The organism is Corynebacterium sp. HMSC055A01 (assembly GCF_001809405.1).
GTDB classification, from domain to species: Bacteria; Actinomycetota; Actinomycetes; order Mycobacteriales; family Mycobacteriaceae; genus Corynebacterium; species Corynebacterium hesseae.
The window spans coordinates 104,556-130,530 of the sequence record NZ_KV797581.1 but is presented as its reverse complement, the minus strand read 5'-3'; the positions used below and the strand labels follow the sequence as shown (position 1 = coordinate 130,530).

The following is a 25,975-nucleotide window of genomic DNA, read 5'->3' as shown; positions in this document are numbered from 1 at the left end:
CACGAGGCCTAGCCTCATCGCGCCTGGCCACCGAACCACTGCCGGTTCGCCGGCAACCACAGCAGCACAATGACCACCGCCGATGCGATGGACGCGGGCATGACCGAACTCGCCGGAATGAGCAGCACCACGATGGCGCTGATAACGGTCAACGCAACTCGCGCGGACTGCTGTGCATGCAGCACATAGGTGGTGAGGGCACACACCAAGAGAACCAGTACGGCAAGTAACACGCCCAGCTCGGTGGAAAGCTGGTCCGTGCGGGTTACCGCCGCCGGGCTGTTCTCAAAGGCGATGAGCCGGCAGATGTTGTAGACGGTGTAGCTCGTGATGAAGACCTCCAGCACCGCTACGATCTTCAACGGCCACGGTGCCCATTGCGCCTTCATATCGGCCGCGCGGCGGGCCTGGCGGACGGTGTCGCTGACCTGCCCATAGCGATAGTCCGGCGCGGGTGTGGCAGGCGAGCCCGGCTGTGGGGTTCCTGGAGACTGCGGGTTGCCGAAGGTCATGACACATCCTCAGCAAAGACGCCGCGTTGACTCAGCAACCAGCGAATGGGATCCAGCACGCGATAGGGCGCAATGCCGCTGCGGGCTAGCTGGCGGCCCGTCGGGGCCTCACCCAACGCGGAGGTCACGAAGAAACTACCGCCACTCGGCGCTGCCGAATAGATCTTGTTGATGAGGTCGTTGGCACCCAAGAAGCGCAACAACGATTCGGCTTCGAGGTGAACCATCCAGCGGTCCGAATCGCGGAAATTCCACCCGGTATCCCGGCGGAAGGCGGAGCCGCGGTTGGCCATGAGCTTCTTCCAGCGCACGTCATCAACTTGTTCCAGCCTCTGCACCGTGTCGAACTTCGAGATTGTCACGGCCAGCGGCGGCGGAGTATCCGTGTCGAGCAACGCCAGCAGGTTATCCAGGACCCGCAAGGAATCCGCACCGAGCTCACCAATATTGGGGATCAGCCCGTGGATAAAGTCCTGAATCTGCTGCACGCGCAGCGGGTCAAAGAGGAAAATCACCAAATCCGCGTGGGAGAAGAAAGCGAGGTTCTCGCGGTCGGCTTCGTTCTCCGGCGGGTTCTCCAAATCCTCGCCCGCCACGTCACGGAAGACCAAGTAATTCATGCGCTCAAAGCCCTGTTCATCGGGCCACTTGCCGAGCTCAAAAATCAGCGGATCGCGCTGGTAGGCGTCGGTAGCCACCGCGCTCGGCGTGGGGTCCATGGCCCGCATCTCCTCAAAGAGCGGCTTTTCATATACCTCCGCGTAGCGCTCCCGGGTGGATTCATCCGCCGCTTGCACGGAGCGGTTGTGTTTGTGCGCCAGCTGCTTGAGCTGCTTAATCATCACCGCGGTATACAGCGACTTACCGGAGTTACGCGCGCCCGCCATGGCAACGCAATGCGTCACGGCGTCGGTCCATCCCTGCGGCAACTCCCGGTTGGTGTACGGGCTCACCGTCACACCATCCTCGAGCGGTTTAAAGGTCCACGGGCAACGTGCCTGGGTCATTAGTTCCTCTCCTTCAGCATGGCGGTGACGCGGTCAGTCAATTCCGAAAGCTCAGTGTTGGCTCCGGATTCGAGCTGCTTGACGACGTCCCCGTCGATCACCGCATAGGCCACATGAGCCGGAGTCCCGTTGATGCGCGCGAGCTCGAGCTCCTGGCGGCCGATGGCGCTGGTGATGAGTACAACGGTGGGCACCTGGGTCTCCAGCATGGAGGCCACGGGAGAATCGGTGATGTAGATGACCAGCGAGGACGTGGAGGTGAGAGTCGGCAAGCGCCACGGCCGCTGGCCTACGCGCTCCGCTCCACTATCAATCACACCCGCGATGAAACGGGTGAGCTCATCCACCTTATGGGTCTCGATGCTGTCCTGCCCGTCAGTGGCGCGGAAGTGCCGGAAAGCATCTGAGAGCGCATCGATGTACTTAGCGGCCGCTTCAATGATCTTCGGAGTGACGTTGACCTGCATGGAGGCAGAGCCATCGATGACCACGGTGACATCATCGAGGCCAGCGACATCCAGCTCCGCGCGGCGCATTTTGGAACGCACCTCGCGGGCGGAATCTGTGATTCCGGCGCCCTCGGTCGTGCCGAATGCTTCCAAGAGGTAGCTCCCAGATTCCGGGGTGACCTCGGCGAGGCGTTCGGCGGAGTCCTCGGCGGCGTCGATAAGCACGCGCGGGAACGTCACCGAATCACCGGCGTTGCTTACCGTCAGGCGCACCTCGCTGCGCAGGCCGAAGGTCCCATTCCGCTTGGGGCGTACGACGATGGTGGCGCGCTCAGGCAGGGAGTGCACCATGATGGAGAGGTCGTGGACGCGCACGGCATCAACGCCTTCTCCCATAATCGCCAGCTCCATCGAGGCGCCGCCAGTTCCCATCTCGAAGGCTTCAACGCGCAGGATGCCGTCTGAGCCGATGCGGCGGGACTCTCCGTCCCGCAGTGTGTATTTAGCCATGACGCTTCTTCCCTTCTCTTACCTTCCGTGGAATCCCATGTTTCGACCGTGTTCGCCTGGTCCTCCGTGAACTGCTCCACGGTGCTGCCACGCTGTGTGCTGTGCAAAATGCGATGGGGCGGGTTGTTGCTGCGCGCGCGCCGAGCGCTCCGCGAGCAACTGTGTCGTGCGGTCCAGCACCATGGCGACGCGCCCCGTGGCATAGCGCTCGCAATGCTCCGGCACGAATGTTCCTGCAAAATGCATAGCGGTGAGGTGCGCGATGTGCTCGAGCTCGCGGTCCTCCCAGAGCCGGAGCGCATCCTCTGCCAGGAGGTTGAAGTCCCGCGGGAAATAGAACACCCAAGAGGCAACGATTGCGGACATCAGTAACTTGTCCAGCCCCTCACCCAACGAGTTTCTGTCGAGGTAAGCCAACTGGATGGCGCGTCCGCGGTTGGTATCAAGGTGCTCGATCCACCAGCGCGGATCGAAATCCTTGAGCCTATGCCATTCCTCGGCGCTGAGCCCAGGAACATTGGCGTTGCCACCCGATGCCGCTGCCGGCAGCGGATGTGCTTCTTCAGCTGCTGGTGCGGCTTCTGCACTTGGCGACGGCGCCGTTTCTACTGTCGTGGCGAAAGGGTTCTCCTGCGACGTACTCGGCGCGGGGGTATCGAGGGGATTCGGCGGAATACCCGCAGGGCCATGACCCGGGGCCGCAAAAGGCGAGGCGTCTGGGATAGGCGCTCCAAAATCAGCTGGGTCTTCGCCCCAGGAGTCGTCGAAGCTGAGTGCTGCACTCTTCTCAGGCTTGCTGGCTGTTGCAGCGCTCTCTTCCAATTCCTGTGCTGCACCCGTGCGCTGCTCGGCCTGCTCGTGCTGCGACTCCGGGGCCACGGCCTCAGTTTCTTCCGCAGCACGTGCTTCGTACGCGCTGACATCGGGCAGGGCCTCATCAAGTGCAAACACGACTGGATTGCCGGGGATCGCGGTTTCCTTAAGACGCTGCTTCTCGCTAGGCGGCACCACCAGCATGGTGGACGTACTCAGCGGAAACTCATTGATGGCGGCGGCCTTCTCAAAAGTGGAGAACCCGAAACCATCCTCCCCTACCTCGCGGGCGGTGGCGGCGATCCACAGCGCCGCCTGATTATCGGGCGCCACGAGAATCACCAGGCCATTGCGGGAATTCAAAACCGTCGCCATGGCGGTAACCAACGCACGGTTGAAGGTGGGGTTGGGGTTCGGGGTCACGGCTTTGAACGGCGCGGGAAGCTTTTCTGGGCGGCGGAACTCGCCATCCAGAAACTCCTCCAGCAACACATCCGAGTGCAACGGACCGCGCGCCGAGATCTTTTCCGGAATCTGGACTTTGTCCACCTCGTAGATGGAAAACGGCGCTGGGATATCGGGAGAAAACAGGACCGTCGCCGGCGCCGGCGGAGTGCCCGTGCGCGAAATGGACGTGTAAGTGAAGACGTTTCCGCCACGGCCTGTCGCATCGAGGCCTGCGGGGACGGAGACCATAGTGACCCACTTTTCCGCCTCAGGAGTGAGAGCAAAAACCGCGGTGCGACGAACCAGCTCCGCACGCTGCTGGGCGGAAGGGAAATCCGGTATCGTCGTGCCGTTGTTGAGCGAAGTCGGCACGAAGGACACCAGCTCAGCCAGCTCCTCCTGGGTAATATCGCCGGCCTTCTGGCCCACTCCCCAACCACCGGCACGGCCATTGGCGCGGGAAAAAGATGCATAGCTAAAGGCACCGCCCATAACTACTGGCCTCCTTGGAAGTACTGGTCTTGAGAATAATCCTGGCCATAGTTGTGCTGGTCATAAGCGTTGGGCTCATATCCTTGTTGGCCGTACTGCGGGTCATAGCTGGGAGCTTGGTTCTGCACGGGTGGGGGCAGCATCAATTTGTAAGACACATCGCCTTCCACCACCACGGCTTTATCCAATGCACTCAACGTGGAGGAGGCATCGCTGTAGCTCTCCGAGAAACTACTAAAGACGTCCTCACCGCCGAAGCTGTCGAAAGAGGTATCGACCTGGCTATCAAAGCCCTCGACGGCGAACAGACGGATGAAACCCCTACGTTGAATTCGCTCGCCTACTGACACCGTGAAATCTGGGTACTGCCCGCGCATCGGGCCCAGTCCTTGAGCCACGTGTGTGGTGCTCTGCAGGTTGGTCTCCACAATGCCGAGTGCCTCGCCGTCTTCGGGGAAGAGCGGCAGGCGGTCAGCACGGTAGACCACCTGGCAGGAGAACTGGCGCTTGTCGCCGTTGCCCAAGCTCCAGAGGAACACCCCGATCTGGCCCTGAGCGTAATCAACCTCAAAGTCATAGGTCACTGGGCGCAAGCCCTCGTACTGAATCACGCGTTCATCGCCCTCAGTGCGTTTGCCCGCGAAGACTGCATAAGGCTTCAGGCGCACGGTATCGCCGTGCTGATCGAGGTGCAGGCGGATTCCTCCTTGAAGGTCGTAATCCTCCTCGCGGATCTGATCGTGCTCGCGATTAGTGGAGTACTCCACTGCCGTCGCGCCCTTCGGCCAATCAAATGTAATGAGCTGGCTGTCCACGCGCTCGATGAGACGGAACTGGTCATCCTCAATGGACTGCACGCGCTGCAGCACTTTGGATTCGCCCACCCAGGCATCCGCGTCGTTAAAGTTCACCGGGGTGATATAGACCTCGTACCAATCCGGCGGCCACGGCACCGTGGTGGTTTGGAAAGAGCCCGGTTCAGACACTCCACGGGTCTCACTGATGGCGCTCGATAGCGCACTTTCGACGTACGTCTTTGGCACCGCGGACGTGCGAAGGTCCGCCTGCGGGGCGTTGGGTGTCAGATAGATCTTTACCTCGCCGGTCTTGGGCGAGTACCAATCAACTTCGATGCTGTCTTGTCCGTATTCGCTGCGGCGCTCACAGCGTGAGAGCTCCAGCTTCTCCAGCTCGCTGGCAAGTTTCACGGAGCGCTGGACGGCGACTTCGTCCTGGCTCTGCTCGGTAGCGCCGTGGAACTCCGCTTGGCCTAGCAACGAGATGACGACGGTCTGCCCGGCTTCCTGCACCGGAATGGTGGCCTTGCGCCCACTGCTATCCACGTCTTGTTCGAAGCGCGGGGAGAGCTTTTCCTTCTCGCTGTCCCGGCAGGCATAAACCATGGCGCTCGAGTGCCCCGGTAACAGGTCCCAGGACACCTGGATGGCTCCCTTGATGGTGGATACCTGGACGTTCACCGGTGGGAAGACCACGCCCGTGTCTCCCATGAATACCGGTTGGCTATTGATGAGCTCGCGAAGATCCCGGCCCTTGTACGCCCACACCGCGTAGTGGCGCAGACCTGCCTCGCCCGGGGTGTGATCACGGTAGGCAGTTCCTTTTGTGTAAACGAGGGTGTCACCGGCATCCGGGGAGGCCACCATTTCTGAATCATCGGCCACAACCCGGTAGAACACCACCTCATCCGGCGAGTGCTCAAGCTCGGGCCACCACAGGCGCACCGGATGGCGAAGGTCGTTGTCCTCCGGCTCCGGTTCTGGTTCGATGCCATAGCCAAAGTCCTCGTGAGAATCCTGCGCCAGCGCGTCCTCTTGCGGCACCTCAACTTCAAATTCGATGCCGGGAGCTTCCCAGTTCGGGTCTTGGCGGAACTGATACTCCGCCTTAATCCCAAAGCCCGGGATAGTGATGTAGTCCTCTTCGTTGACCTGGGTCTTCTGCTCTTCCTCGGCCTGCAGTGCCTCCCACTCGGCAAAGAAATCATGCGGCTGTGCCGCTGGCTGTGCCGGATCTGGTTGAGGCGCGGGGCCTACCTGCGCCACGCCACGAGCTGCGGTACTAGCTGCAGCGGCACGTTGTGCCTGTTCCCGCTGGCGGGCTTGTTCTTCGGCTCGCGCTGCCTTTTCCTGTGCCGCACGTTCCTGCGCGGCACGTTCTTCCTGGGCCACTGCGGCGTTGCGCGCCTGTGCGCTCAGCTCTGGGTGGGCCACCTCTTCGCCGTTATACGCGGCGGCAATTTGTTCGGCGAACTGCCTAAACGGCGCCGATACGGCCGCGCGCACATCATCGGCGTTCACGCGCTTGAGCTGGTGCAGGGACTTAAGCTCGCTCAGCGGCATATCCGTGATCGAAGGTTTCGGGTTGTGTGTCATCAACGTTCCTTAAGGAGGTCTCGTCAGAAAGTTTCGTCGAGGTCTGAGAGGTCCGGTGCCTCCGGCCGACCAAACGGCGGCTGCGTAGTCGGCCCTTGGTTATCTCCCTGCACCGGCGATTTAAAGCCCATGTGGTCCATGTCATCCAGGTCGTCGAGTGAAAAATCCGCAGGATTCACAAAGGACGGGGCATTCGACGCCGCGTCGGGAATCAGGTACTTGAAGTCAGTGATCTTTCCGTACTGCACCACCGTCACAGAGCGCGAAAGCTGGCTGGTCAGCGCGGTCTGGCTGTCTACCTCGACGATGCGCGTGCGGGAGCCATCGATTTCGGTATACCCTTCAGCGCCACCGGCGCTGGTAAGCGCATTCGGGCTAAAGGCCTGGAGGGCTCCCTTTTCCTGGTTCATGCCGTCGAGGAACTCGGCGGTGCTCTGAACGCGACTGCCGCCTTCCTCGCGGAAGGTCACGCGGCTGAGGTATTGCTGCAAGCTGCGGGTCATGCGCGGATCCGTGATGACCTTCTGCCATTCCTGCTGCTTGTGATCGCGGTCCTGCATGTAGGGGTGGTCAAGGCTGCGGGACAGGTTATCCAACGCAGTGCTGGAGCCGAGGCCAGCCATTCCCCACATCTCATTGAGGGCCACAGCCGAGTGGCCGGTGCGGTTGCGCTCAAAGGTGTCATTCATGTCATCGAGCAGTGACTTAAGCGAACGGTGTGCCCACTCCGTTTGGAAAATATGGGAGCGGATTTCATCCGTCATGCGCACAGCATCGTCACGGTTGAGCACGGCCTGGGCAATGCGGGCATTCTCCGGAAGACCCGACTGCGGCGTCCGCAGGTGATCGCTCGACGTTTCCTTACGCCCAAAGGGCGCGTAAATCGCGCGGCCCAACAGCGCCGACCAGCTCAGGAACTGGTTATAAGCGTTGGAGATGCGCGAGATCTCCGCAGAGGCCGTGGCCAGATTCTGGGCGGCGATCTCTTGGTTGCGGTTCAACAGCTTGCGCCGCTGCACGTAGTCGAAGATCTCACGCTGTGCCTTGGTAAAGACCGCCCAAGAACACACGAGGAAAATAAGGACAGCCACGATGATGCCCACGACGTACCACGGCCAGTCGAACCACTGCAGGTACTCACCCAGCGGCAAGTCCGGGTTATAGCGGCCAGCCACCATGTAGGTCATCAGGGCAAGCACCACGAAGAGGACGATCCACATCGTGCGCAGCTTCCGGGTCAGTGCTTTGTTCTCCGCGTTGAAATCACGCGCCTGGAAACTATTGGCCAGTTCTTGCAGCTCGCGCGCCTTGGCGTGCGCGTCGCGGTACTTCTGCTGGGCGTGCCCCAGCTTATCCCAGAGGCCCTGGCCTACCTTCCACGCGAAGGTGGTGCTGTTCTTCGCTCGCCAGGAGGCAAACTCGTGCTTCTTGCGGCTGACCGCTTCATTGCGGGTCTGCTGGCTGGTGTACTCGATGTCGGCGGCAAAACGCTCAGCGCCTACCGGATCGAAAGGCGCGACGGTTGCTTGGGACTCGTGCGTATAGCCCAACGTGCTGGTCATGAGCGGATGGAAGCCCTCAAAAGAAGCGCTGACATCCTGCACGGACTGGCCACCGTACTGCACGATGTACATGTTGCCCTGGTTATTGCGCAGGCCCTTGGTATCGATGCTGTCGCGCCAGGAACCGTCGACAAGCCCCAGTGCGTAGTCGTGGTAGGCCTCCCACGTGCGCGAGAGCTGCGGTTCCTGGCCCAAGGAAAAGTGCTGCTCCCGGGCGACTCGCATGGTGTGCTCACTGGCTTGGCGCAGCTCGTCGACGCTCGTTGCGCCACTGCCCTTGCCGGAGTGCCCAGCCAAGACAACCTCCACGCTGGAGTCTTGGCCATAGAGCATCTTCTGCAGGAAGGTGGCGGCGTTCTTGTTCATCGCACCGCGCTGGCCCTCGACCCAATCCTGCGGCTTGCCCACCACAGTAGACCAGTACAGGCGCAGATTATCCTTCAGCGCCGCCCAGCCGCTGACCTTGTGAGATTGCAGCTCCTCATAAGCGGTCGGAGCGCTCACCAACGGGGAAATCTCCTGGTTGATGAACATCTGAGCGCACTGATCCGTCAGCTGTTCCGGATTGGCGTAGTGCACGGCGCGCGAAATGTTATTGACCTGCGGCTGCGGCAAGCGCTGACTGGGATCGAAAACGGCCTTCCTGACCTTGTCCTCGATATCACTGGCATCGATGGTGCGGTGGAAGGCGCGCACCAGACGGAAGCGCTGCCGGTCTCCTGTTTCGATGACGCGGTGAGTTTCTGGATCCAACACCGCAGGCTCGGGCATCCCGCGCCATAAACCAAAGATGCTGGCTACGGCCGGGGCTGCGAACTGGGCAAGCTCGAAGCCATCTGCGGTGCGCTTGATCGGGCGAATGCGCGAGGAGGCCGGGGTCCCGCCCTCTTCTGGGGAGAGCACGAGGTTGCTCCATCCCTGCAACGGAGCGATGTCCACACTCTCGCGCGGAAGGGCTGACAACAACAGGCGCACGCGCAGGTTGGAGGCCTGAATCAGGCGCTGGTCGACGGCCCCGACCCACTCCGTGAGCTTGTCGACGTCCTGCGGTTGTTCCGCATCCATCGGGTCAATGGTGGCGAGGAGGACGTCCCCGCTGAAGCTGCGGAGGGCCTCGTCGAGCGTCGACAAGCGCGCCGTGCCCTCCTCCGTAAAGGAGCGCACAACAGCTCCACTGGTGGGGTGGGCGTAGTCGATCCAGAGGAAGTCCTGCAGGAGGCCGACCGCACGCAAGTCACAAAGGCGGGAGCGGATGTCATCCGCGGTGGCGCCGTGTCCGAAAATAATTACGTTCGTCATTAGAAGGTGTCATCCAGGTCGTTGAGGTTGAATTCCGGAGCGAGGTCCTGGCCAAAGCCAGAATCGGAGCTGCGCACCTGCGGGGCAGGCTGGGCGACGGGGTTCTCCGCCACCGTCTTGGCCTGATTCAGGTAGTTGCGGATGACCGGGACCATCTCGATGACGTCTAGCGCCAAGTCACGGTAGTACGGCGTATGCGAGGCGACCTCGCGGGAGCGTATCTCCGCAAAGGGCTTTTCCTTACGTCCCTGTCCCGGCAAGGAGTTGGTGTGGCCCGGCACAAAGTGGTCCGCACCGCGGGCGAACTTATCCAGCTCCTCCACGAAGGATTCATAGCGGTCTTGGATGGAGGTACCCATAACACCGCGGTTCGGGGCTTCACCGGAAGCCAAGAACTGCGCGAGGCGGTGAACCACCGGGTGCGTGGACGCACCGGAGTGGGCGAAGTCTAGGCCGTCGTCGAAAAGCCCGCGCAACAGCTGGTACGGGTAGAGCGAAGAGGCAAAACCATAGTGTCCGGTTTCCTGCACCTTCGCGTAGGCGATAAAGATGGACTCCAAAACCGAAGGCATCCAGTCAGACTTCTTGATCATGCGGCGCGGCGAGATAAGCAGCGGATCCGGGAAATCAACCCAACCATTCACGCCACCATCCGTGTCATCGAAGATGTGGGCCGCCGCATTGGCTGCATCGGCGTTGGAAATGTAGACGCGGCCGGTAATGCGTCCGATGATCCAGCCGGCCACCATGGCCTGGCGCTCCGTCTTCGTCAGTGGCAGGGCTGCTGGCAGCGGGCGGGTGCGGCGCTCCGACCACCAGGAACCGTCGAAATTGTCCTGCTTCTCGATGTCCTTGGCGATGTAGTTAAACATGGAGGAGAAGACGATCGGCGAGTAGTTGGGGTAGGAACCGAAGATCTCGATGTGCTGCACATGGTCCGACATGTTCAGCGAGTTGCGCAGAGCCACCGTGGAAGGCCCGTCAATCTCCGGGCGGCTGAGCACCGACTCCAGCTGGGAGGCGATGCCGGTCTCCGCAGAGCCCAGCTCCGCAAACGGGATATCGGAGAAGGAGTAGGTGTACTGCACGGACTTGCCGTGGATACGCTGAACCATGTCATCGTTGACGGCAGCCAAGGGGCGGGCATAGCTCAGCGCAAGCTGGAATGCCTCGACGAACCGGCGCTGACGCTGCGCGTGCTCGACCTCGTTGATATCCGGGGTAAGGGTGAGGTAGCGGCGCAGATCCACCGAGTTGAACTTCTGGAACTCATAATCACGGCGGTTAATCCACTGGCGCGAGCGCTCCAGCAAATCAGTTGGGCGAATCTTGGCGCGGTAGTGCGCGCGCTGGGATTCGCGGGATTCACCGCTTTGCGGGTGGCGCGAGAGGTACTTGGACACCCAGCCAGCACGGTTGGAGTAAGCATCATTGGTGCGCTTCTGCGGGGCCAGGGTGTCATTCGGCGCCTGGGCCGCATCGAGTGATTCCCATTCACCGCGGATGACCGCACGAACCGCAAAAGGATAAGCCTGCTCGTAGTTGGTGACATCCGAGGTGGACTGCTGTCCCTGGATGGTACGCAGCATCTGGTCACGGTAGTCCGAGATGAAGCTGTTGACGTCGGTCAGCATGATTTCGTTCTCGGCGCCCTTGAAGCGGGTTTCTACGACCTCATCGAGCTCCGTCGGCCACGAGTTGACCTCGTCAGTGCGGACGTCAGCCAACTTGTTGGTCTCCGGGCGCTTCGACACGGCCTTCTCCAGCACCGCGTGGGCATCTCCCAGCTCACGCTTGAGGTGGAAGAGGTTCTCATCGGCGTAGTCCTGCAGGACATCCTTGAGCAGATGCGCGATAGCCATGAGCGCGTAGCTGTAGAACTGGTTGAAGTACAGTCCCATCAGAGCATTGACTGTAGGAGTCGGGTCCGTCATCTGGCCCTTGCCGGTCAGCGGGCTGAGGATAGGGTCCGCGCCTTCTGGCTTCGCCAGCACACGGGTGTTCTGGTAGTAGCCGGAGTACTCAGACAGGCGCGGCAGGAGGCGGTCGGAGTTGGTGAGCACGTCCGTGATCTTGGAGAGCATCTCGCGTACATAGGGCACGCCCACCGCAGCGAGCTCTGACTCCACGGTGGCGAGGACACCATCGCTGAAGAAGTTGGCGTAGCGGTAAACAATGTCATAGGCGGCATTGTTCAGAACAGATGCGATGGCCTGTTCATTGCGGGGATCGGCCATGTTGCCCTCGAACTCTTCACGCCATTCGTTGACGTTACGGCCCTGGCCCACCGGAATGAAGTTCTGCAGGTGCTTCGCAGCACTATCCGCGGCCTGCTGGGCCTGGCCACCAAAGACGCTGTTGAGCCAATTCCATACGCTGCCGCTATCAATCTGGCCGCCTTGTGCCCAGGAGGGATCAAGCGTCATAGAGCTAAAAGCGTTAGGCAGCCGCTCTTCCAGCTTCTTAGCAATCTGCATCTCACCGGCCTCGGGGTTCTGCGGGTCGAGGTGCCCGTTGAAGAGGCGCTCGAAGGCGCTGCGGGCAAGACGCTGGGAAGAGTATTCGGCAAAGCGGTCGCGGCCCATCGAAACCTGGGCATAACCCAGCGAACCCCAGGGCAGGCGACCCCACGGCGTCCCGTCTGGGCGATCCCAGCCGAAGAAGCGGCGGCCGCCGTCACCGGCCGGAGTGTTAGTCAGCGCGTAGGACACGAGGTTATCGCTGGCCTTGGTGGAAGCCATCAACCCCGCCAACGCGCGGCCCAGGCCGCGATAGATGGACATGGCGGAACCATCGCCGAAACGAGCGCTGGTGGTACCCATCTTGGAACCGATGGGGAAAATACGGCCGAAGGTCTGCCCCTCCGGCGGGGTGCCCATGTCAAAGGCTTCAAAGATGGCGCGGTCATGCTCATAGGCATTACCCATTTGCGCGGCGACGACCTCACCGAACATAGCCAGCGAGTTCGGCCATGCACCGGCCATGTCATCCGCCTTGTTATCGGCGAAGATCTCCGGGGTGTACATGAAGATGAGGGTGCCTTGTGGGTTCACATTCGGGATGGTGGTGAGCACGCGGCACACATCCAGGAACATCGAGGCACCCGCGCCACCTGCCATGGAGGAGACCACGAGGACGACCGGCTGGGAATCACCCGTATCGGAATCCAGCTTTGTCTGTTTGTAGTTAAGGCGGTTGAGCTCCTGGATTGCCTCCTGCGTGAACATCTCATCCACCGCTTCCTTAAGCGACTGGCGGATCTTCTTGAGATTCGGCAGCGTCAGCATACGGCCAATCGCGCGGTACTGGCCGGCACCGTCAGCCAGCTTCACGTCGTTGGTGGAAGGATTGCGGGTGGCCCACGTTGCAATCTCACCGAGCTTGCCGGCACGGCCCAAGGTGCTGGACACGCCTTCGTCGAAGGAGTTGTAGTTCTGGCGGGCACCAATGCCTACGTAGTGACCACCGTTCTGGGTAACATTCGGCAGCTTCTGCGGTCCAGCCTCCTCTTCGAGCGGCACGTCGATGTTGACGAACTGCCATGCCTTGGGCAGCTCGGTCATGTCCGGGTCAATGCTTCGCAGCTCGGCCTTGAGCTGATCCATCATGAACGCCAGTGTCTTGGCGCCGGAGCCACCGCAACCGACGACGAGGAACTTCTTCATCTTTAACTACCTTTCGAAGGGGAGGTTCGCTTCTGTGCTGTTTATGGCTGTTGTGTACTGCTCTACCGGCTTAGCCCTGGGAGCCGAATCCCGGGCTTGGGGGCCAGCCGCCGTTGGTACCAGGGTTACCAGGATTACCCGGGCGCTGCTGGCCTGGTTGCCCAAAGCCAGAGCCCCCACCAAAGCCAGTGCCACCGCCAACGTTTGGCGTTCCGCCGAAGCCGGGGCGTCCCGGCCCGTTCGCACGCCCTTGCTGGCCGTGAGGTGACGGGCCGGAAGGCTGGGACTGGCCGAATCCACCAGGTTGCGGAGCACCCTGCTGCGGTCCACGTTGCGGCGGCGGACCGCTCGGCGGCTGGGAGCCAGGCTGGTTCTGCTGGACCGGCTGCCCCGGTTGGCCGGACTGCGGCGGTGTCTGTGCCTTGTCGGGCTTCTCGGCTGGGAATTCGACTTGGTCAAAGAGTTGCAGGGCCTGGCGGCTGATCTCCTTCGACATCTCGTCATACGCGCTGGCCTGGGCCAGCGTATCGATGGTCATGACAATCTCAGCGGAATCGCGGTCCTTCTCGTTGCCCACGAAGAACCACGTGTTTTGCACCGCAAGCGGCAGAACTGCCCGGTAGCCGGACTTCTTGCCCTTGCCGGAAATGGTGCCATCGCGCTGGACCTCCACGTGGGCGGCGGTAAACGGGCTCAGCCCCATCTTTACCTTGGCATCGTTGCTTCCCAAGCGAGCAGAGCGTCCGGTGGTCTCTACCGGAACAGCGCCCTGGAACTCTTCCTTGGACACCGCGAACGGGCGGCCATTGTCGGTGCGCACGAGGCTGGCGCCCTCGCGGCGTACCGGGATGGTCTTCGCAAACATTCGGGGCTTTTCCGGAATACGGCCGCTAACCCACTTCATGAGGTACAAGATGGCCAGCGGAATCAGCAGCGCAAGCAACACCGCGAGGACAAAGGAGAGGCCGAAAGCGGACTTGCTCAGTGGCGCAGTCATGGAACCCTGCAGCGTCAGCGGCAGCTCCATTTGCTGGTTATCCTCGGCAGACTGCAGGTTGATCACCGGATCCACGCGCAGCGGGCCATCCGCCATTTCTTCAACGCTCAACGTCACCGGGATGGTCGCCTTTTCGTCCTTGGAAAGCTCCAGCGCGGAATCCTCCGAGTTGTGCTTGGAGCTCACCGCAACGGCAGGAACTCCCGAGGGGAGCATCCCGTCAGCGGAATCCACGGTCTGGTCTGCTACCCACACCTTGCCGGGGCCGGTCACCGGGACGTCGACAGTAACTTCTTTCTCCGTCATGGTGATCGTCTGCGCCGAGCCCACCGTCGGCATATTGACCGGGGTAACCGTCAGCGGCGTTTCCGCGTTGATGGGGTCCAGCTTCGAACCCGGGCGCTCACCTGTGTCCTTAGTGGTAATTTCCACGCGGGTCACGAGCTGACCGGATGCTGCGTTTTCCACCTTCTCCAGCGGAATGTCTACTGGCTGCCCATCGGTGATGGGGGCATTGTCCACGAGGGTAACCGGGGAACCATCCTCCGGCACGAACTCCGCATGAAGGGTTCCCTGGCCCTCCAGCGCACGGGGCTCGCCGTGGCCATCGACCAACTGTCCCTTCAAAACCTGGTCAGAGTTGATGCCGCCTTCTACCTTGGCGCCATCTTCCGTCTTGAGGTCCAGGTTAAGGCCCGGCACCATGACAACGGATGCGAGGTACTCGCCTTCGGTCCCCTCTGCCACCTTGTAGCCAAAAGTCCACGCGCCTGCCCAGGAATCGCCGTCCTTTTCCATCGCGATATCAACCATGCCCGGCAGCTTGTTGTTCTCCGTCACGGAGACCTTCGCACCAGCGACGCTTGTGGTATCCGGCTTGAGTTCCACGGTTTCGCCATCGGGGCCCGTCAGAGTTGGGATGAGATCGTCCTCACCCACCGAGTTCTTCGGTACTGCTGACAAACGCACAGGGGATACGGAGTCATCGAGGACGAAATCAAACTGGTCTTTGAAGTTGCCGTCCTTGGTTACACCACCCGAGGTGGGGATGAGGTTACGGAAGGCCGCGAACAGTGCTGCCGGGTCCTCACCCGCGTCGAAGAATGCACCATTCGGCGCACCCTGGCCGCAGTCTTCCCCCTCCGCCATGCGGGTGAGCTGGCGGACCTGGTCCTGGGCTTCCGCCGCCGGAACGAGTCCCACGTTAAAGAGGCGGATATTGGAGGTACGGAAGGCGGTGACAGAGGAATTGACCTCACACAGCTTGTCCTGTGCACCCTGGAGATCGTTGGCCTCGGCGTCGGTGTAGTACTTGCCATCGGTAAAGAACACGATGCCGCGGCAGCTACTTCCTTGGTGAGACGCCAGTTCCTTCAACGCGCCTTTATAAGCTGCGCCGTAGTTGGTTTCGAGGTCCGCTACGCGGTCCTCCTTGCGGAACTTGTCCAATTCGCTCTGCAGGGCATCACCGTTTCCGGAGACATTGGTCCACCCGCCGTACTCGGCCGGATCGCTGTAATAGTCAGAACCAAAGCCGGCGAGTTTCACGTTGATGTCTGCGCCGTTATCTTCCCCGAGGTTAGCCAGCTGCTTGACGATGTCCCCCGTGGCATCGACGCGGAAGGCATCGGCGTCCGTCGGCTGAGAGCCTTCATAGCCCACCAACGACGCTGATTGGTCAAGAACAAAAAGCAGGTCCGCAGACTTCTCGCTGGCAATACAGGAGCCGAAATCGGACAGGTTCTTCTGAGAAACCTCAGAGAGCGAGGATTCGGAACCGATTCCCTCAGGGTGCTCTTCCGGCTGAGCTTCTGGGGCTTCTGGGGCCTCAGGAGCTTCCGGAGGCGGCGGAGCATCCTGCGCTACCGCGCCTAAGCTGCCACCGAATCCAGCGATTGTCACCGCCGCGGATAGGGCAAGTGCACGAGTGAGTTTCTTCATTAGGCGCCAACCGCCTTTCCTACGTAGAAGGCGATTTCCACCGCAGCGACAATGACAAGAACAAAGCTTCCACCCATAATGACGCGGTAGAGCAAGGTTTGCGTCGTATCCTCAATATAAAAGGTCTCAGCCTGGCGCTGCGTGTTCTTCAGCGTGTACAGGCCCAAGAGGATGAAGGACACGATTCCAGCCAAGAGCCATCCCCCGATTGCCAGGCCAAAGAAAAGGCCCTCCGTCGGAGCGGCAAGCAGCGGCGCAAGAATCAACAGGATCAGCGCGATGACCGCGGATACGCCAGCGGCAATGAGCATCGGCCACGGCCCCTTCGTTGGGCTCGTCGGTGTTGCCACCTGACGGCGGTAATCCGGCGCGGGCGAGGAATCACCGAAACCATCCGGCGAGCCCGGCGCGCCAAAGGAGCCGCCCGCGCTCGAACCGGAGTTAAAACCCGGAGAGGGCTTCTGCGCAGGATTCTGGGAAGGATTCGGGGCGCCAAAACCGCCGAAGCCCCCAGCCCCAGTGGGCGATCCAAACCCGGAGCCAGAACTAGGCGCGGATCCTGCACCTGGCTGGCTAGCACCTTGGGGCGGGCGCCCGCCAAACTGTGGTGAGGAGCCTGGGGAACCAAACGTCATATCGATGACCTTCCCTTGTACGAAGTTGGGCCACCGGCAAACCTGGTGCCTCCCCCATCTAGAGACGCAGAAGGTAGCAGATCAGCCGGAAAGCTCTAAGGACTAGAAACCAAGGTAGCCGCACCCCCTGACACGACATGCCCGTCACGAACCTCGGACTTCGAACGCCCCGAATCTCTTCGAGCACGCACCGCGGCACAATAGACAGGAAACGTTCAGGGAACACGAAAACACTGCAAGCAAAAGAATGCCATACTACGTGCATTTTTTCTGCCCAGTTTGCAGATTTTGATGGGCGAAGCGCTGGAACCACGGCAAAGAAACAACCCGTTCCGCTGCCTTTTCCCAAGGAACCGCCGGGCAAGGGAGTGCTCCCCGCGTGAACCGAATGAAACTCCCTATTTCTAGTTCCCCTAGTTTCGTGGAAAAATGCTGTGCCATGACAACTCAATCGGCAACCGCAACCACCACAAACGGTGGCGAGAGCATCCGATTCATCCCGGTACATTCCACTTTGTACCCGTGGCTGGTCTCGGTGTTCGTCGTTACCTTCCTCATCTCGAACATCAACGCCACGAAGGGCGTCCAACTCGGCCCACTCATCACCGATGGCGCCTTCTTCCTCTTCCCTCTCGCCTACATCGTGGGCGATGTCCTCTCCGAGTGCTACGGCTTCAAGTCCACCCGCCGCGCCGTTTATATCGGTTTTGCCATGGCTCTTTTGGCCGCGGTTTCCTTCTACATTGCAATCTGGCTGCCCGCGGCTGATTTCTACGAAGGCCAAGAAGCTTTCGAAGCAACCCTCGGCCTCGTGCCGCAGATTCTCGCCGCCTCCCTAGCCGGATACCTCGTGGGCCAGCTGCTCAATTCCTTCACCTTGGTGAAGATGAAGGCCCGCACCGGCGAAAAGGGCCTCATTGGCCGCCTTGTTGCTTCCACCGTCGTCGGCGAATTCGGCGACACCCTGCTGTTCTGCGCCATCGCAGCACCCGTCATCGGCATCGATTCCTTCAGTGGCTTCCTGAACTACGTCATCGTGGGCTTCCTCTGGAAGACCGCCTGCGAGGTCATCATGCTTCCGCTGACCACGCTGGTTATCTCCTGGGTTAAGCGCCGCGAGGATTACGCACCTATCGCCGAGGCCGACACCCCTACGACAGCGCCGTCTAAGTAGCAGCGACCCGTCCCGAATTCCCCCTTGGCACGCACTGTGCTGAGGGGGTCTATTTCTCTCTTCCCTTCACCCAACTTGCGTAATACGATGCATTCACAGGAGCAAAGGAGAATAAATGGCTGCATGTGAAGGCCGTCCGAAATCTGCTTCAGCCCGTGCAGCACTTTTGGAACGGGTCGAAGACTACTACGACCTTCAGGAACTGCGCACAGCAATGGCAGAGGATTCTGGCGAGCGGTTTAATCTTGATGAGGTCTTAAAGGACATCGACGATGCATAAGCATCTACAAACTTCCCTCCTCCCCATCCTTGGCCTGGCCACAGCCTTCAACCTTGTGGCGTGCTCGGGTACAGAGGAAGTCACCACGTCGTCCGCAACGACGAGCCACGCGGCACCGGAAACGACGACGGTGAGCAGTAAGGCGTCGCCAAGCGCAGCGCCCACCCCTCCCCCGCTCAATGAGGGCCCAGCACCCGCACTGACCGGCACGTTTGAGATGGATGGCCCGGCCACCATCACGGGCGCGACCTATGACTCGATGCCCTTCGTCCTGCCCCTCAACCCCGCTGGGCCACAGGAGACCATGGTGCGCTGGGTGCAAGACTGGGGTGAGTCACCCGCCACAGCAGAACAGGGCACCACCTACGTCTTGGGCCATGCCTGGGGCCAGCAGAAACTGGTGTTCAACCCCTTCTCCGAGGTGGTCACCGCCGACGTGGACCTGAGCAACCCCACCACTGTGGAGGGCCTCGACGGGGCGCACGTGCAGCGCTTTGCGACGCCCATCCTCAACGGCTCCCACATCCGCATGACCTCTGAGGGTGGTGCCGGGCGCGAATGGGTTGTCGATAACGCTTTCCTGGTGGGCAAGGAACAGCTAGGAAGCGACGCGGACCTGATGAATACCGAGGTTCCCGGGCGCATCGTACTCATTGCCTGCGCTGTCGACGGCGCTACTGACTTGGAGTACAACGTCATCGTCACCGGTCACTTGGCGTAATAGCGCCCCAGGAATTCATCGCGGTAGGCCTCGTAATAGCCGCCGTCGATCGACGCCCGGATGTTATCCACCAAGCGGATCATGAACTCCAGGTTGTGGATGGTGCACAGCGTGCCCGCTAGGAATTCCTTGGCCTTGAGCAGGTGGTGGATGTAGGCACGGGAATAGTTCTCCGAGACGTAACCGCCGAATTCCTCGTCCACGCCAGCAAAGTCGCGCTTGAAACGCGCATTAGTGAGGTTGAGGCGTCCATCGAGGGTGTAGACGCCACCGCGGCGCGCCAGGCGGGTCGGCGCCACGCAGTCGAAGGTATCCGCACCCGCCTCCACCGCGGTGAACAAGTCATCCGGCTCGGAAATGCCCAGCAGGTGCCGGGGCTTATCGACGGGCAGCTCATCGCACACCCAGCCCACAATCGTTCCCAGATTCTCCTTCTCCAACGCGCCACCGATGCCGAAGCCTCCGAAGCCGCGACGGCCATTCGCCTCGGCGCGATCGGAAAGCTCCACCAGCCCGCGCGCGGCCTGGCGTCGCAGGTCCTCGTATTGCGCACCCTGCACCACGCCCCACAGGGACTGGCGCGGCTTCTGCGGACCGCGAGCAAGCGTCAAGCGGTCGTGCTCATCCAGGCAGCGCTGCGCCCAGCGGCGCGTGCGCTCCACGGATTCCTCCTGGTACGTGCGGGTATCCACCAGGGTGGTGAGCTCATCGAAGGCAAACATGATGTCCGCGCCCAGGCCATGCTGAATCTGCATGGAGACCTCCGGGGTAAAGCGGTGGGAGGAGCCGTCGATGACGGACTTAAAGTCCACACCGTCCTCATCCACTTGTGCCATGCGTTCCTTCTTCGCCGCACGGATATCAGAATCCGTCAGCTCCGCCACGTCCATGGCCAGGACCTTCTTGAACCCCACGCCCAGGGACATGACCTGGAATCCGCCCGAGTCGGTATAGGTCGGCCCGTGCCAGTTCTCGAAGGTAGCCACGCCACCGGCCTCATCCACGATGTCGTGGCCCGGCTGCAGGTAAAGGTGATAGGCGTTGGACAGGATGGCTTGGGCGCCGGTGGCCCGGATCTGTTCCGGGGTCAGCGTTTTCACCGTGGCCTTGGTGGCCACCGGGATGAAGGCCGGGGTTTGGATATCACCGTGCGGGGTATGGATAACGCCGGTGCGGCCGTGCTTTCCCGGTTGTGCTGGACCGCTCAAGTCCAGCTCCTTCTTCACGTCGAAGGAAAGATCGGTCTCAAGCTGCGGCTTAGGGTGAGTCATAGGGAACTATTCTACGGGCTGCGCTGCCTTATCCTCTGCTTCACGGGATGCTGCCGCGTGTTTGCGCTCCCATTCTTCCTCGAGTGCGGTGCCCTCGATATCCAGCTGCGGGATCAGCTTGTCCAGCCACTTCGGCATCCACCAGGTGGTGTGACCCATGAGGAACATCGTGGCGGGGACAAGCGACATGCGGACTAAGAAGGCATCGAAAAGCACGCCCGCCGCCAGCGCGAAGCCGAAAATCTGGATGAAGGGCAGGGGCTGGCTGATAAACGCCACGAAGACGGAAATCATGATGATGGCCGCGGCGGTGACCACGCGGGCACCGGCGGTAAAGCCGGCGATGGTGGCCTCGTCGTTGGCGTTGTACTTGCTGTACTGCCCGCCGCTGCCCTGCGGGAAGCGGGAGAAATGCTCGCGCATGCGGGTGACCAGGAAGACCTGATAGTCCATGGCCAGGCCGAAGGTCACGCCGATGAGGAAGATGGGCATGAAGGAAATCAGCGGGCCCGGCGCGGGCACCAGGCCGGTGAGGCCGTCCTGCCACACAAGCACGGTCAGGCCGAAAGCGCCGCCGACGGAAAGCAGGAAGCCCAGGCCCGCGACCAACGGGACCAAGATGGAGCGGAACACCGCCAAGAGCAAGATAATGGCCAGGCCCACCACGATGGCGAGGTATGGCCCCATGGCCCCTTCAAGGCGCTCGGTGATATCGAGCTGCACCGCGGTCAGGCCCGTCATGCCGATCTCGGCGCCGGTGGCATCCTCCAGCTCCGCGCTAGCCGTGCGCAAGGCGGAGGCGGTGCCAATCGTGGCCTCATCCGTCGGCGCTGTGGTGGGGCTGACCATGATCTGCGCGGACTTCATGTCTTTGCTCACGCCCACCAGCTGGGCGTGCTTAACGCCGCCCACCTGGTTGAGGCGCTGTACGGAATAGATGAAGGAGGAAAGCGCGGCCTTCTTCTGCTCATCTTCTTCGCCTTCTTGGCCCTGGATATAGGGCTGTAGCGCCGCGGATTCCGGGTTGGCATTGGCGCCATCCACGATCACCAGGAAGGGGCCGTTGATGCCGGGACCAAAGCCTTCGGAGAGCAGGTCCGCCGCCTTGCGCTGGGTGGTATCCGGGTTGGAGGTGGTATCCGCTGGCAGGGCCAGCTCCATGTGCAGGACCGGGGCGGTCAAAGCTCCGAGGCCGAGCACCACCAAGGCCATGACGATGCCAGGGGCGCGCTGCACCGTGCGCACCCAACGGTTGCCCATCGTTGCTTTCGTGCGGCGCGGGCGGCGCTTCGTGGGGTTGCCGGCCACGCCGGGGATGCGCCCGGCGAAGGCCTTATCACCGAGCAGGCCCAGCATCGCGGGCACCAAGGTCAGCGCGACGAGCACTGCCATGAAGACCGTGCCCGCAGCGGCCAGGCCCATGGCGGTGAGGAAGCTAATGCGCGCCACGAGCAGCGCGAAGAGCGCGATGAAGACCGTCGCGCCGGCAAAGACCACCGAGGAACCCGCCGTGCCAACGGCCATGCCGGCGGCATCCGGCCCGTCCATGCGGGAGCGCTCCTGCCGGTAGCGCGACATGATGAACAGCGCATAGTCGATGCCCACGGCCAGACCAATCATGACGGCCAGCACCGGGGTGAGGTTGTTGAGCTCAATCCAGTGGGTAGCGATCATGACACCCATCGCACCCAGGCCCACGCCCACGACCGCAGAGATAAGTGGCATGCCCGCGGAGGCCAGCGAACCAAAAGTAATAATGAGAACGATAAACGCCACGGCCAGGCCGATGACCTCAGAAATCGAATTGACCTGGATCTCATCACCGAAGCCCGCGCCGCCGGCCTCTACTTCCAGCCCCGCCGCGCGGCCGATATCCATGGCCTCATGGACCACGTCTTTATCCGCGGGGTCCACCGAATAGGGGCTTTCCGCATCAAAGTCGAAGGTGGTGTAGGCAATCGTCTCATCGGCATTGACCATGGCCAGGTTGTCGGCATCCGCCCGCGCGGTCTCCTCCGGCAAACCCATGGAGGTGAACTGCTCAATGACCTGCTGCTGAAGTGCTGGCGATACCTCAAGCGGGTTACCCCAGCGCTGCTGGCTGCCCTCTGGGATATCAAGGCCTTCAGCAATGTGGTGCACCACGTCCTCGACAGCTTCTTTGTTCTGCGGATCGCTGAGCTTCTGCCCTTCCGGGGCCTTGAAGACGAGGTTGACCGACGGCGCATTGGCCGGGTTACCGTTCTCGGGGAAGAGCTCCACCGCGCGGCGGGTGGCATCAATAGCGGGCGTGCCGCTGATGGAGTACTCCGTGGTCATCGGTTTCATCAAGCTCAAGGTCGCTCCGCCTGCAGCCGCCACGATGAAGATCCAGGCGATGATGACCTTCCATCGGTTGATGTAAGACCAGCGGCCTAGGTGGTAAAGCAGCTTTGCCACGGAAATTCCCCTTCACATGCGCGATTATTGCTCGCGGAAGCTTTGGTGGTGGACATGAATGTGCACCAGTTTAACCAGTTGGGCTGTGAAGCCCTAACGGTATCGCACGCCCAGCTGGGCACCAGGATGAGATGAAAGCGCCGCGAAAAGAATCATTCCAAGCGGGGGTACCGGCAGTAAAGACCAGCAGATCCTTCGCAGCGAACTGGTGTACTAAACCATCATCCCCCCAAAGTCTTTCCTAGGAAATCCCAAGCAATACTAACTACAGTCCCAAGACCAAGGGCTTTCCGTCCGCTTAGATGAAGACATCGCATGAGCAAACGACAAGCCGCTTAAGCCAGTTCAACGGGAGTAGGTATATCTTGACCTCATTAGAGGACCCCCACCTTCGGTTTGATCCTGTCATCTCCAGAACCCTAAGTTTGACGGGCGATTCATCGAAATTGGAAGTGATGGCTAAGACATTCCTCGCGGTGTCTGCTCCATTCCTCGAAGAGATTCCTCCGGAAATCATTAATCGACTTAGAGAATCCGAGTTCTCCAAAAATCTCGAGAGCGCGGAGCGATGGCTCAAGGCGAGTGATGAGAGAACCCATCAAGCACAAATAGACCAAGAACCAGATGAATTGATTATCCACTATGGCAAGGTATCTGCCCTTGCAGAGGCTGCTTGCTGCATTGACCCATCCAATGTGGACAAACAAAATTTGTTCTACTTCTTGATGAGCCTGAGCTCGGTGGTCGTCGATCCACAAGTAATCATGGCTAGACAATTCAATGAGGCCTAAGCTCGCACATAGCCAATTGCACACCTGCGATGTGTACCTACTTCATTACAAAGGAACAGCACCCTCAGCCATATCTGCAGTACGTGGCGAACGCGCCACGGGCAAGAACGACGCAACGGCTGCGACTACCAACGCAGCTGCCAAGGCAACCGCCGCAACACCAGGCTGAGAAGAAAGTGCCGCGAAAAGAATCATTCCAAGCGGGGTACCGGCGGTAAAGACCAGCTGATCCTTTGTAGCGAACTGGTGCACCAGACCATCATCTCCCAAAGACTGCCCGAGAGAATCCCACGCAATGCCTGCAGCAGTCATCAACAAGGACGCAGCGGCACCAACTGCGGCGATGAGCACGAAGACAGAGGAGAATGCCAAAGCCAGGATCTGCCCGGCCAGAAGAATCAGCATCAGGATTTGCAGGGTACTAAAACGAACCCGATCTAATGCCTTCAGAATTGTTGCGGCTGAGCCAATCAGCGAACCGACCGCAAGCGCAGTTGCCATAAACCCCCAGGACTTTTCGTCGAAATTATTCATAATCCATGTAGGTCCAGCGCTTCCCAGGAAGCCGTTGACAATTGCCGCGACCAGCCAAGTGCCGAGCCCTACCCGCACCCAGCTCGGGAGCGTTGGGGACGTAAGAGGCCTGTTCGGACTCGATGAACCTGCGCTGTCCGGTCCTGGTTCAGCCGCTGCGACATTAGAGCTTTCGCCTGCTGGTTCTCTGCGTACTGAGAGAAACGGAAGAACAAAGAGCATGGCCACGAGGAAAGTGGCGCCGTCGATAAGCAATACCGTGTTAAACCCCAAGGTGAGCACTGCCGCTGTACCGATGAGGGGGCCGGCGATAAACAGCACATCACCGAGCATCGACAGGGTTCCGTTGACGCGGGTGCGCTGCTCATCGGAAAACAGCTGCGACAAGAGGCTAAACCTTGCTGGCCCAAAGAATGACGAGGCACAACCGTACACGCAGCTTGAGAGCGCGAACGCAGCAATGGAATCGCCGCGAGCAACCACCCACGCCACGAGTCCCCACTGCGCCAACATCCGAACGACATCACTACCCAGCATCCAGGTCACTGGCCGGTGAGGTGGCGGCAGCTTTCGGACCACTAAAGAACTGACGAAGCGGCCCGCCCACAGCGCGATAAGCACCACCGTCAAGCCGCGCCCCGACGGATCTACTCGGTGCGCCTGAAGCGCAAAAGCAATCGGGATGAGGCCGTCACCTAACCCAGAGACGACAGCGGCTACGAAGACGAGCGAGAACGAAGTTTTAAAAGAAAGACTATGCATCAATCCCAACATCTTATAGTGTTCTGAATCATAGTATTTAACTATAGAGAGTCAGGGCACACCTCTCGCCCAGTCAAAGCTCTAACCGCTGAAGTGCTTTAGGAGACCCTATGTCCACTTTCGTCATCGTTGCCGTCGCGGCCATCCTTCTCATTGCCATCCCAGCAGGCATGATGAGCCGACGGATCCACAAACGCACGGAAGACCACGACCCCGAGGCACGCCAAGCCGCGCTGGATTTCCAAAGAGATGTTGATAGAGGGCGGGCTGGCTTCTAAAAATAAAAAGACCGGCACCCCAGAGCTAAGAACTGGAGTGCCGGATGTGGCGGTGGCGGCGGGATTTGAACCCGCGGTTGGGGGTTACCCAACATTCGCTTTCGAGGCGAACACCTTCGGCCGCTCGGACACGCCACCGCGTTCCAGATTACGTCGAGTAACCCCGAGCGACAAAATCGCTGCCCACACCACGCGGCGCGGACAGCGATTCAGCTATTTGAGGCTAGGAATTAGTCCTTGAGGTTACCGATAACCTCGGTGGCCTTATCCTTGACGCCCTCAACGGCGTCGGAAGCCTTCTGCTTAGCCTCGGAGGTGACCTGGTCGGCCTTGCCCTCGTTCTCCAGCTTCTCGTTATCGGTCAGGCCGCCAGCGGCTTCCTTAGCCTTGCCAACGAACTCGTCCTTCTTGTTCTCGAAATCACCCATGGTTTTCTCCTTACTCTCTACTTCTCTCACGTGGGACTCTCTACTTCTCTCACGTGGACCACCCAGCCTACACCCAAATTGCCAGGCGGCTGCGGGGCCACTAACCAGTTCAGGGGCTAAGCGCCGCTTCTACGAAGACCCCCGAAGAAGCCCGTGAGCAGCTCCGCGCACTCCTCCTCCAGCACACCGCCGCGTACCTCGGGAACGTGGAGGGCGCCGGGGGCACGGAGGACGTCGACAAGCGATCCACACGCCCCCGTCTTCGGTTCATAAGCACCAAAGACCACCGAGGACACCCGGGAAGCCTGAATCGCGCCCGCGCACATCGCGCAGGGCTCCAAGGTGACAACCAGCTCGCAGCCTTCCAGCCGCCAGCCATCGCCGTGCACGCGCACCGCCTGGCGGATTGCTTCCACCTCTGCGTGTGCGGTGGGGTCATTTAGCTGCTCGCGGCGGTTAACGCCGGTGGCGAGTTCGTTGCCAGAGGCGTCGTAAAGCACGGCACCCACAGGGATATCCCCCGCCGGCGTCGTGCGCGCGACCTCTAAGGCGCGGCGCATGCGGGCCTCCGCGCG

At 60.9% G+C, this 25,975-nt stretch carries 19 protein-coding genes and 1 tRNA gene; 5 read left to right on the top strand and 15 right to left on the bottom strand.

Going from position 1 to position 25,975, the window contains the following annotated elements; genetic code table 11:
* Positions 1-14: 14 nt before the first annotated feature.
* The 9 genes from HMPREF2604_RS06870 to HMPREF2604_RS14325 form a co-directional block, all read right to left on the bottom strand.
* On the bottom strand, positions 15-512 hold the full coding sequence (locus HMPREF2604_RS06870) for a hypothetical protein (RefSeq protein ID WP_070524546.1): 498 nt from the start codon (positions 510-512) through the stop codon (positions 15-17).
* Positions 509-1,519, bottom strand: a complete 1,011-nt coding sequence (locus HMPREF2604_RS06865; protein WP_070524548.1) for a TRAFAC clade GTPase domain-containing protein — start codon at positions 1,517-1,519, stop codon at positions 509-511. Before HMPREF2604_RS06865 ends, HMPREF2604_RS06870 begins: the two co-directional genes overlap by 4 nt.
* A complete protein-coding gene (locus HMPREF2604_RS06860; protein WP_070524550.1) occupies positions 1,519-2,478 on the bottom strand; it encodes a hypothetical protein in 960 nt (319 codons plus the stop codon). The genes HMPREF2604_RS06865 and HMPREF2604_RS06860 overlap by 1 nt, the downstream gene beginning before the upstream one ends.
* Positions 2,479-2,496: 18 nt before the next feature.
* The gene (locus HMPREF2604_RS06855) at positions 2,497-4,230 is read right to left on the bottom strand and encodes a GAP1-N2 domain-containing protein (protein ID WP_070564251.1); all 1,734 of its coding nucleotides are present in this window, start codon (positions 4,228-4,230) and stop codon (positions 2,497-2,499) included.
* A gap of 2 nt (positions 4,231-4,232) precedes the next feature.
* A complete protein-coding gene (locus HMPREF2604_RS06850; protein WP_070564248.1) occupies positions 4,233-6,623 on the bottom strand; it encodes a SaeA-related protein in 2,391 nt (796 codons plus the stop codon).
* 23 nt (positions 6,624-6,646) lie between these two features.
* Positions 6,647-9,484, bottom strand: a complete 2,838-nt coding sequence (locus tag HMPREF2604_RS06845; protein ID WP_070564245.1) for a hypothetical protein — start codon at positions 9,482-9,484, stop codon at positions 6,647-6,649.
* A complete protein-coding gene (locus tag HMPREF2604_RS06840) occupies positions 9,484-13,149 on the bottom strand; it encodes a tubulin-like doman-containing protein (protein ID WP_070564242.1) in 3,666 nt (1,221 codons plus the stop codon). The genes HMPREF2604_RS06845 and HMPREF2604_RS06840 overlap by 1 nt, the downstream gene beginning before the upstream one ends.
* A 70-nt stretch (positions 13,150-13,219) precedes the next feature.
* Positions 13,220-16,087 (bottom strand): VWA domain-containing protein, encoded by a 2,868-nt coding sequence (locus HMPREF2604_RS06835; RefSeq protein ID WP_070564239.1) that lies wholly within the window; start codon positions 16,085-16,087, stop codon positions 13,220-13,222.
* Positions 16,087-16,722: a hypothetical protein gene (locus HMPREF2604_RS14325; protein ID WP_245168445.1), complete on the bottom strand. Its 636-nt coding sequence runs from the start codon at positions 16,720-16,722 to the stop codon at positions 16,087-16,089. The genes HMPREF2604_RS06835 and HMPREF2604_RS14325 overlap by 1 nt, the downstream gene beginning before the upstream one ends.
* A gap of 439 nt (positions 16,723-17,161) precedes the next feature.
* On the opposite strand from HMPREF2604_RS14325, the gene HMPREF2604_RS06825 reads away from it, so the two are divergent.
* From HMPREF2604_RS06825 to HMPREF2604_RS06820, 3 genes are all read left to right on the top strand, one after another.
* Positions 17,162-17,896: a queuosine precursor transporter gene (locus HMPREF2604_RS06825; RefSeq protein ID WP_070564234.1), complete on the top strand. Its 735-nt coding sequence runs from the start codon at positions 17,162-17,164 to the stop codon at positions 17,894-17,896.
* Positions 17,897-18,011: 115 nt separating this feature from the next.
* Positions 18,012-18,176 carry a DUF6290 family protein gene (locus HMPREF2604_RS14105; RefSeq protein ID WP_154762325.1) on the top strand — a complete coding sequence of 55 codons (165 nt, stop codon included), beginning with the start codon at positions 18,012-18,014 and terminating at the stop codon, positions 18,174-18,176.
* A complete protein-coding gene (locus HMPREF2604_RS06820) occupies positions 18,169-18,897 on the top strand; it encodes a sortase family protein (RefSeq protein WP_070564230.1) in 729 nt (242 codons plus the stop codon). The genes HMPREF2604_RS14105 and HMPREF2604_RS06820 overlap by 8 nt, the downstream gene beginning before the upstream one ends.
* Here the strand turns inward: HMPREF2604_RS06820 and tgt are convergent.
* Positions 18,885-20,168 carry a tRNA guanosine(34) transglycosylase Tgt gene (gene tgt, locus HMPREF2604_RS06815; RefSeq protein ID WP_070533844.1) on the bottom strand — a complete coding sequence of 428 codons (1,284 nt, stop codon included), beginning with the start codon at positions 20,166-20,168 and terminating at the stop codon, positions 18,885-18,887. The two genes, HMPREF2604_RS06820 and tgt, sit on opposite strands and share 13 nt — an antisense overlap.
* A gap of 6 nt (positions 20,169-20,174) precedes the next feature.
* Positions 20,175-22,607: an MMPL family transporter gene (locus tag HMPREF2604_RS06810; protein ID WP_070564227.1), complete on the bottom strand. Its 2,433-nt coding sequence runs from the start codon at positions 22,605-22,607 to the stop codon at positions 20,175-20,177.
* 455 nt (positions 22,608-23,062) lie between these two features.
* Between HMPREF2604_RS06810 and HMPREF2604_RS06805 the strand changes: the two genes are divergently transcribed.
* A complete protein-coding gene (locus tag HMPREF2604_RS06805; RefSeq protein ID WP_070564224.1) occupies positions 23,063-23,398 on the top strand; it encodes a hypothetical protein in 336 nt (111 codons plus the stop codon).
* 45 nt (positions 23,399-23,443) lie between these two features.
* Here HMPREF2604_RS06805 and HMPREF2604_RS06800 read toward each other — a convergent pair whose 3' ends face one another.
* Complete coding sequence (locus tag HMPREF2604_RS06800) at positions 23,444-24,694, bottom strand: MFS transporter (RefSeq protein ID WP_070564221.1); 1,251 nt, start codon at positions 24,692-24,694, stop codon at positions 23,444-23,446.
* A gap of 110 nt (positions 24,695-24,804) precedes the next feature.
* On the opposite strand from HMPREF2604_RS06800, the gene HMPREF2604_RS14100 reads away from it, so the two are divergent.
* Entirely contained in the window at positions 24,805-24,972 is a 168-nt protein-coding gene (locus HMPREF2604_RS14100; protein WP_010188407.1) for a hypothetical protein, read from the top strand.
* Between the two features lie 47 nt (positions 24,973-25,019).
* Here the strand turns inward: HMPREF2604_RS14100 and HMPREF2604_RS06795 are convergent.
* The 3 genes from HMPREF2604_RS06795 to HMPREF2604_RS06785 all read right to left on the bottom strand — a co-directional run bounded on the left by HMPREF2604_RS06795 (position 25,020) and on the right by HMPREF2604_RS06785 (position 25,960).
* A tRNA-Ser gene (locus HMPREF2604_RS06795) sits at positions 25,020-25,110 on the bottom strand.
* 92 nt (positions 25,111-25,202) lie between these two features.
* Positions 25,203-25,400, bottom strand: a complete 198-nt coding sequence (locus HMPREF2604_RS06790; RefSeq protein WP_070533853.1) for a CsbD family protein — start codon at positions 25,398-25,400, stop codon at positions 25,203-25,205.
* A 116-nt stretch (positions 25,401-25,516) separates the two neighbouring features.
* On the bottom strand, positions 25,517-25,960 hold the full coding sequence (locus tag HMPREF2604_RS06785) for a nucleoside deaminase (RefSeq protein ID WP_070564338.1): 444 nt from the start codon (positions 25,958-25,960) through the stop codon (positions 25,517-25,519).
* Positions 25,961-25,975: the final 15 nt, after the last annotated feature.

What these genes read in the sequence shown, in the direction of transcription:
- HMPREF2604_RS06870 (WP_070524546.1), bottom strand. Translation starts at nt 512, where the DNA reads ATGACCTTCGGCAACCCGCAGTCTCCAGGAACCCCACAGCCGGGCTCG.
- HMPREF2604_RS06865 (WP_070524548.1), bottom strand. Translation starts at nt 1,519, where the DNA reads ATGACCCAGGCACGTTGCCCGTGGACCTTTAAACCGCTCGAGGATGGT.
- HMPREF2604_RS06860 (WP_070524550.1), bottom strand. Translation starts at nt 2,478, where the DNA reads ATGGCTAAATACACACTGCGGGACGGAGAGTCCCGCCGCATCGGCTCA.
- HMPREF2604_RS06855 (WP_070564251.1), bottom strand. Translation starts at nt 4,230, where the DNA reads ATGGGCGGTGCCTTTAGCTATGCATCTTTTTCCCGCGCCAATGGCCGT.
- HMPREF2604_RS06850 (WP_070564248.1), bottom strand. Translation starts at nt 6,623, where the DNA reads ATGACACACAACCCGAAACCTTCGATCACGGATATGCCGCTGAGCGAG.
- HMPREF2604_RS06845 (WP_070564245.1), bottom strand. Translation starts at nt 9,484, where the DNA reads ATGACGAACGTAATTATTTTCGGACACGGCGCCACCGCGGATGACATC.
- HMPREF2604_RS06840 (WP_070564242.1), bottom strand. Translation starts at nt 13,149, where the DNA reads ATGAAGAAGTTCCTCGTCGTCGGTTGCGGTGGCTCCGGCGCCAAGACA.
- HMPREF2604_RS06835 (WP_070564239.1), bottom strand. Translation starts at nt 16,087, where the DNA reads ATGAAGAAACTCACTCGTGCACTTGCCCTATCCGCGGCGGTGACAATC.
- HMPREF2604_RS14325 (WP_245168445.1), bottom strand. Translation starts at nt 16,722, where the DNA reads ATGACGTTTGGTTCCCCAGGCTCCTCACCACAGTTTGGCGGGCGCCCG.
- HMPREF2604_RS06825 (WP_070564234.1), top strand. Translation starts at nt 17,162, where the DNA reads ATGACAACTCAATCGGCAACCGCAACCACCACAAACGGTGGCGAGAGC.
- HMPREF2604_RS14105 (WP_154762325.1), top strand. Translation starts at nt 18,012, where the DNA reads ATGGCTGCATGTGAAGGCCGTCCGAAATCTGCTTCAGCCCGTGCAGCA.
- HMPREF2604_RS06820 (WP_070564230.1), top strand. Translation starts at nt 18,169, where the DNA reads ATGCATAAGCATCTACAAACTTCCCTCCTCCCCATCCTTGGCCTGGCC.
- tgt (WP_070533844.1), bottom strand. Translation starts at nt 20,168, where the DNA reads ATGACTCACCCTAAGCCGCAGCTTGAGACCGATCTTTCCTTCGACGTG.
- HMPREF2604_RS06805 (WP_070564224.1), top strand. Translation starts at nt 23,063, where the DNA reads ATGGCTAAGACATTCCTCGCGGTGTCTGCTCCATTCCTCGAAGAGATT.
- HMPREF2604_RS06800 (WP_070564221.1), bottom strand. Translation starts at nt 24,694, where the DNA reads ATGCATAGTCTTTCTTTTAAAACTTCGTTCTCGCTCGTCTTCGTAGCC.
- HMPREF2604_RS14100 (WP_010188407.1), top strand. Translation starts at nt 24,805, where the DNA reads ATGTCCACTTTCGTCATCGTTGCCGTCGCGGCCATCCTTCTCATTGCC.
- HMPREF2604_RS06790 (WP_070533853.1), bottom strand. Translation starts at nt 25,400, where the DNA reads ATGGGTGATTTCGAGAACAAGAAGGACGAGTTCGTTGGCAAGGCTAAG.
- HMPREF2604_RS06785 (WP_070564338.1), bottom strand. Translation starts at nt 25,960, where the DNA reads ATGCGCCGCGCCTTAGAGGTCGCGCGCACGACGCCGGCGGGGGATATC.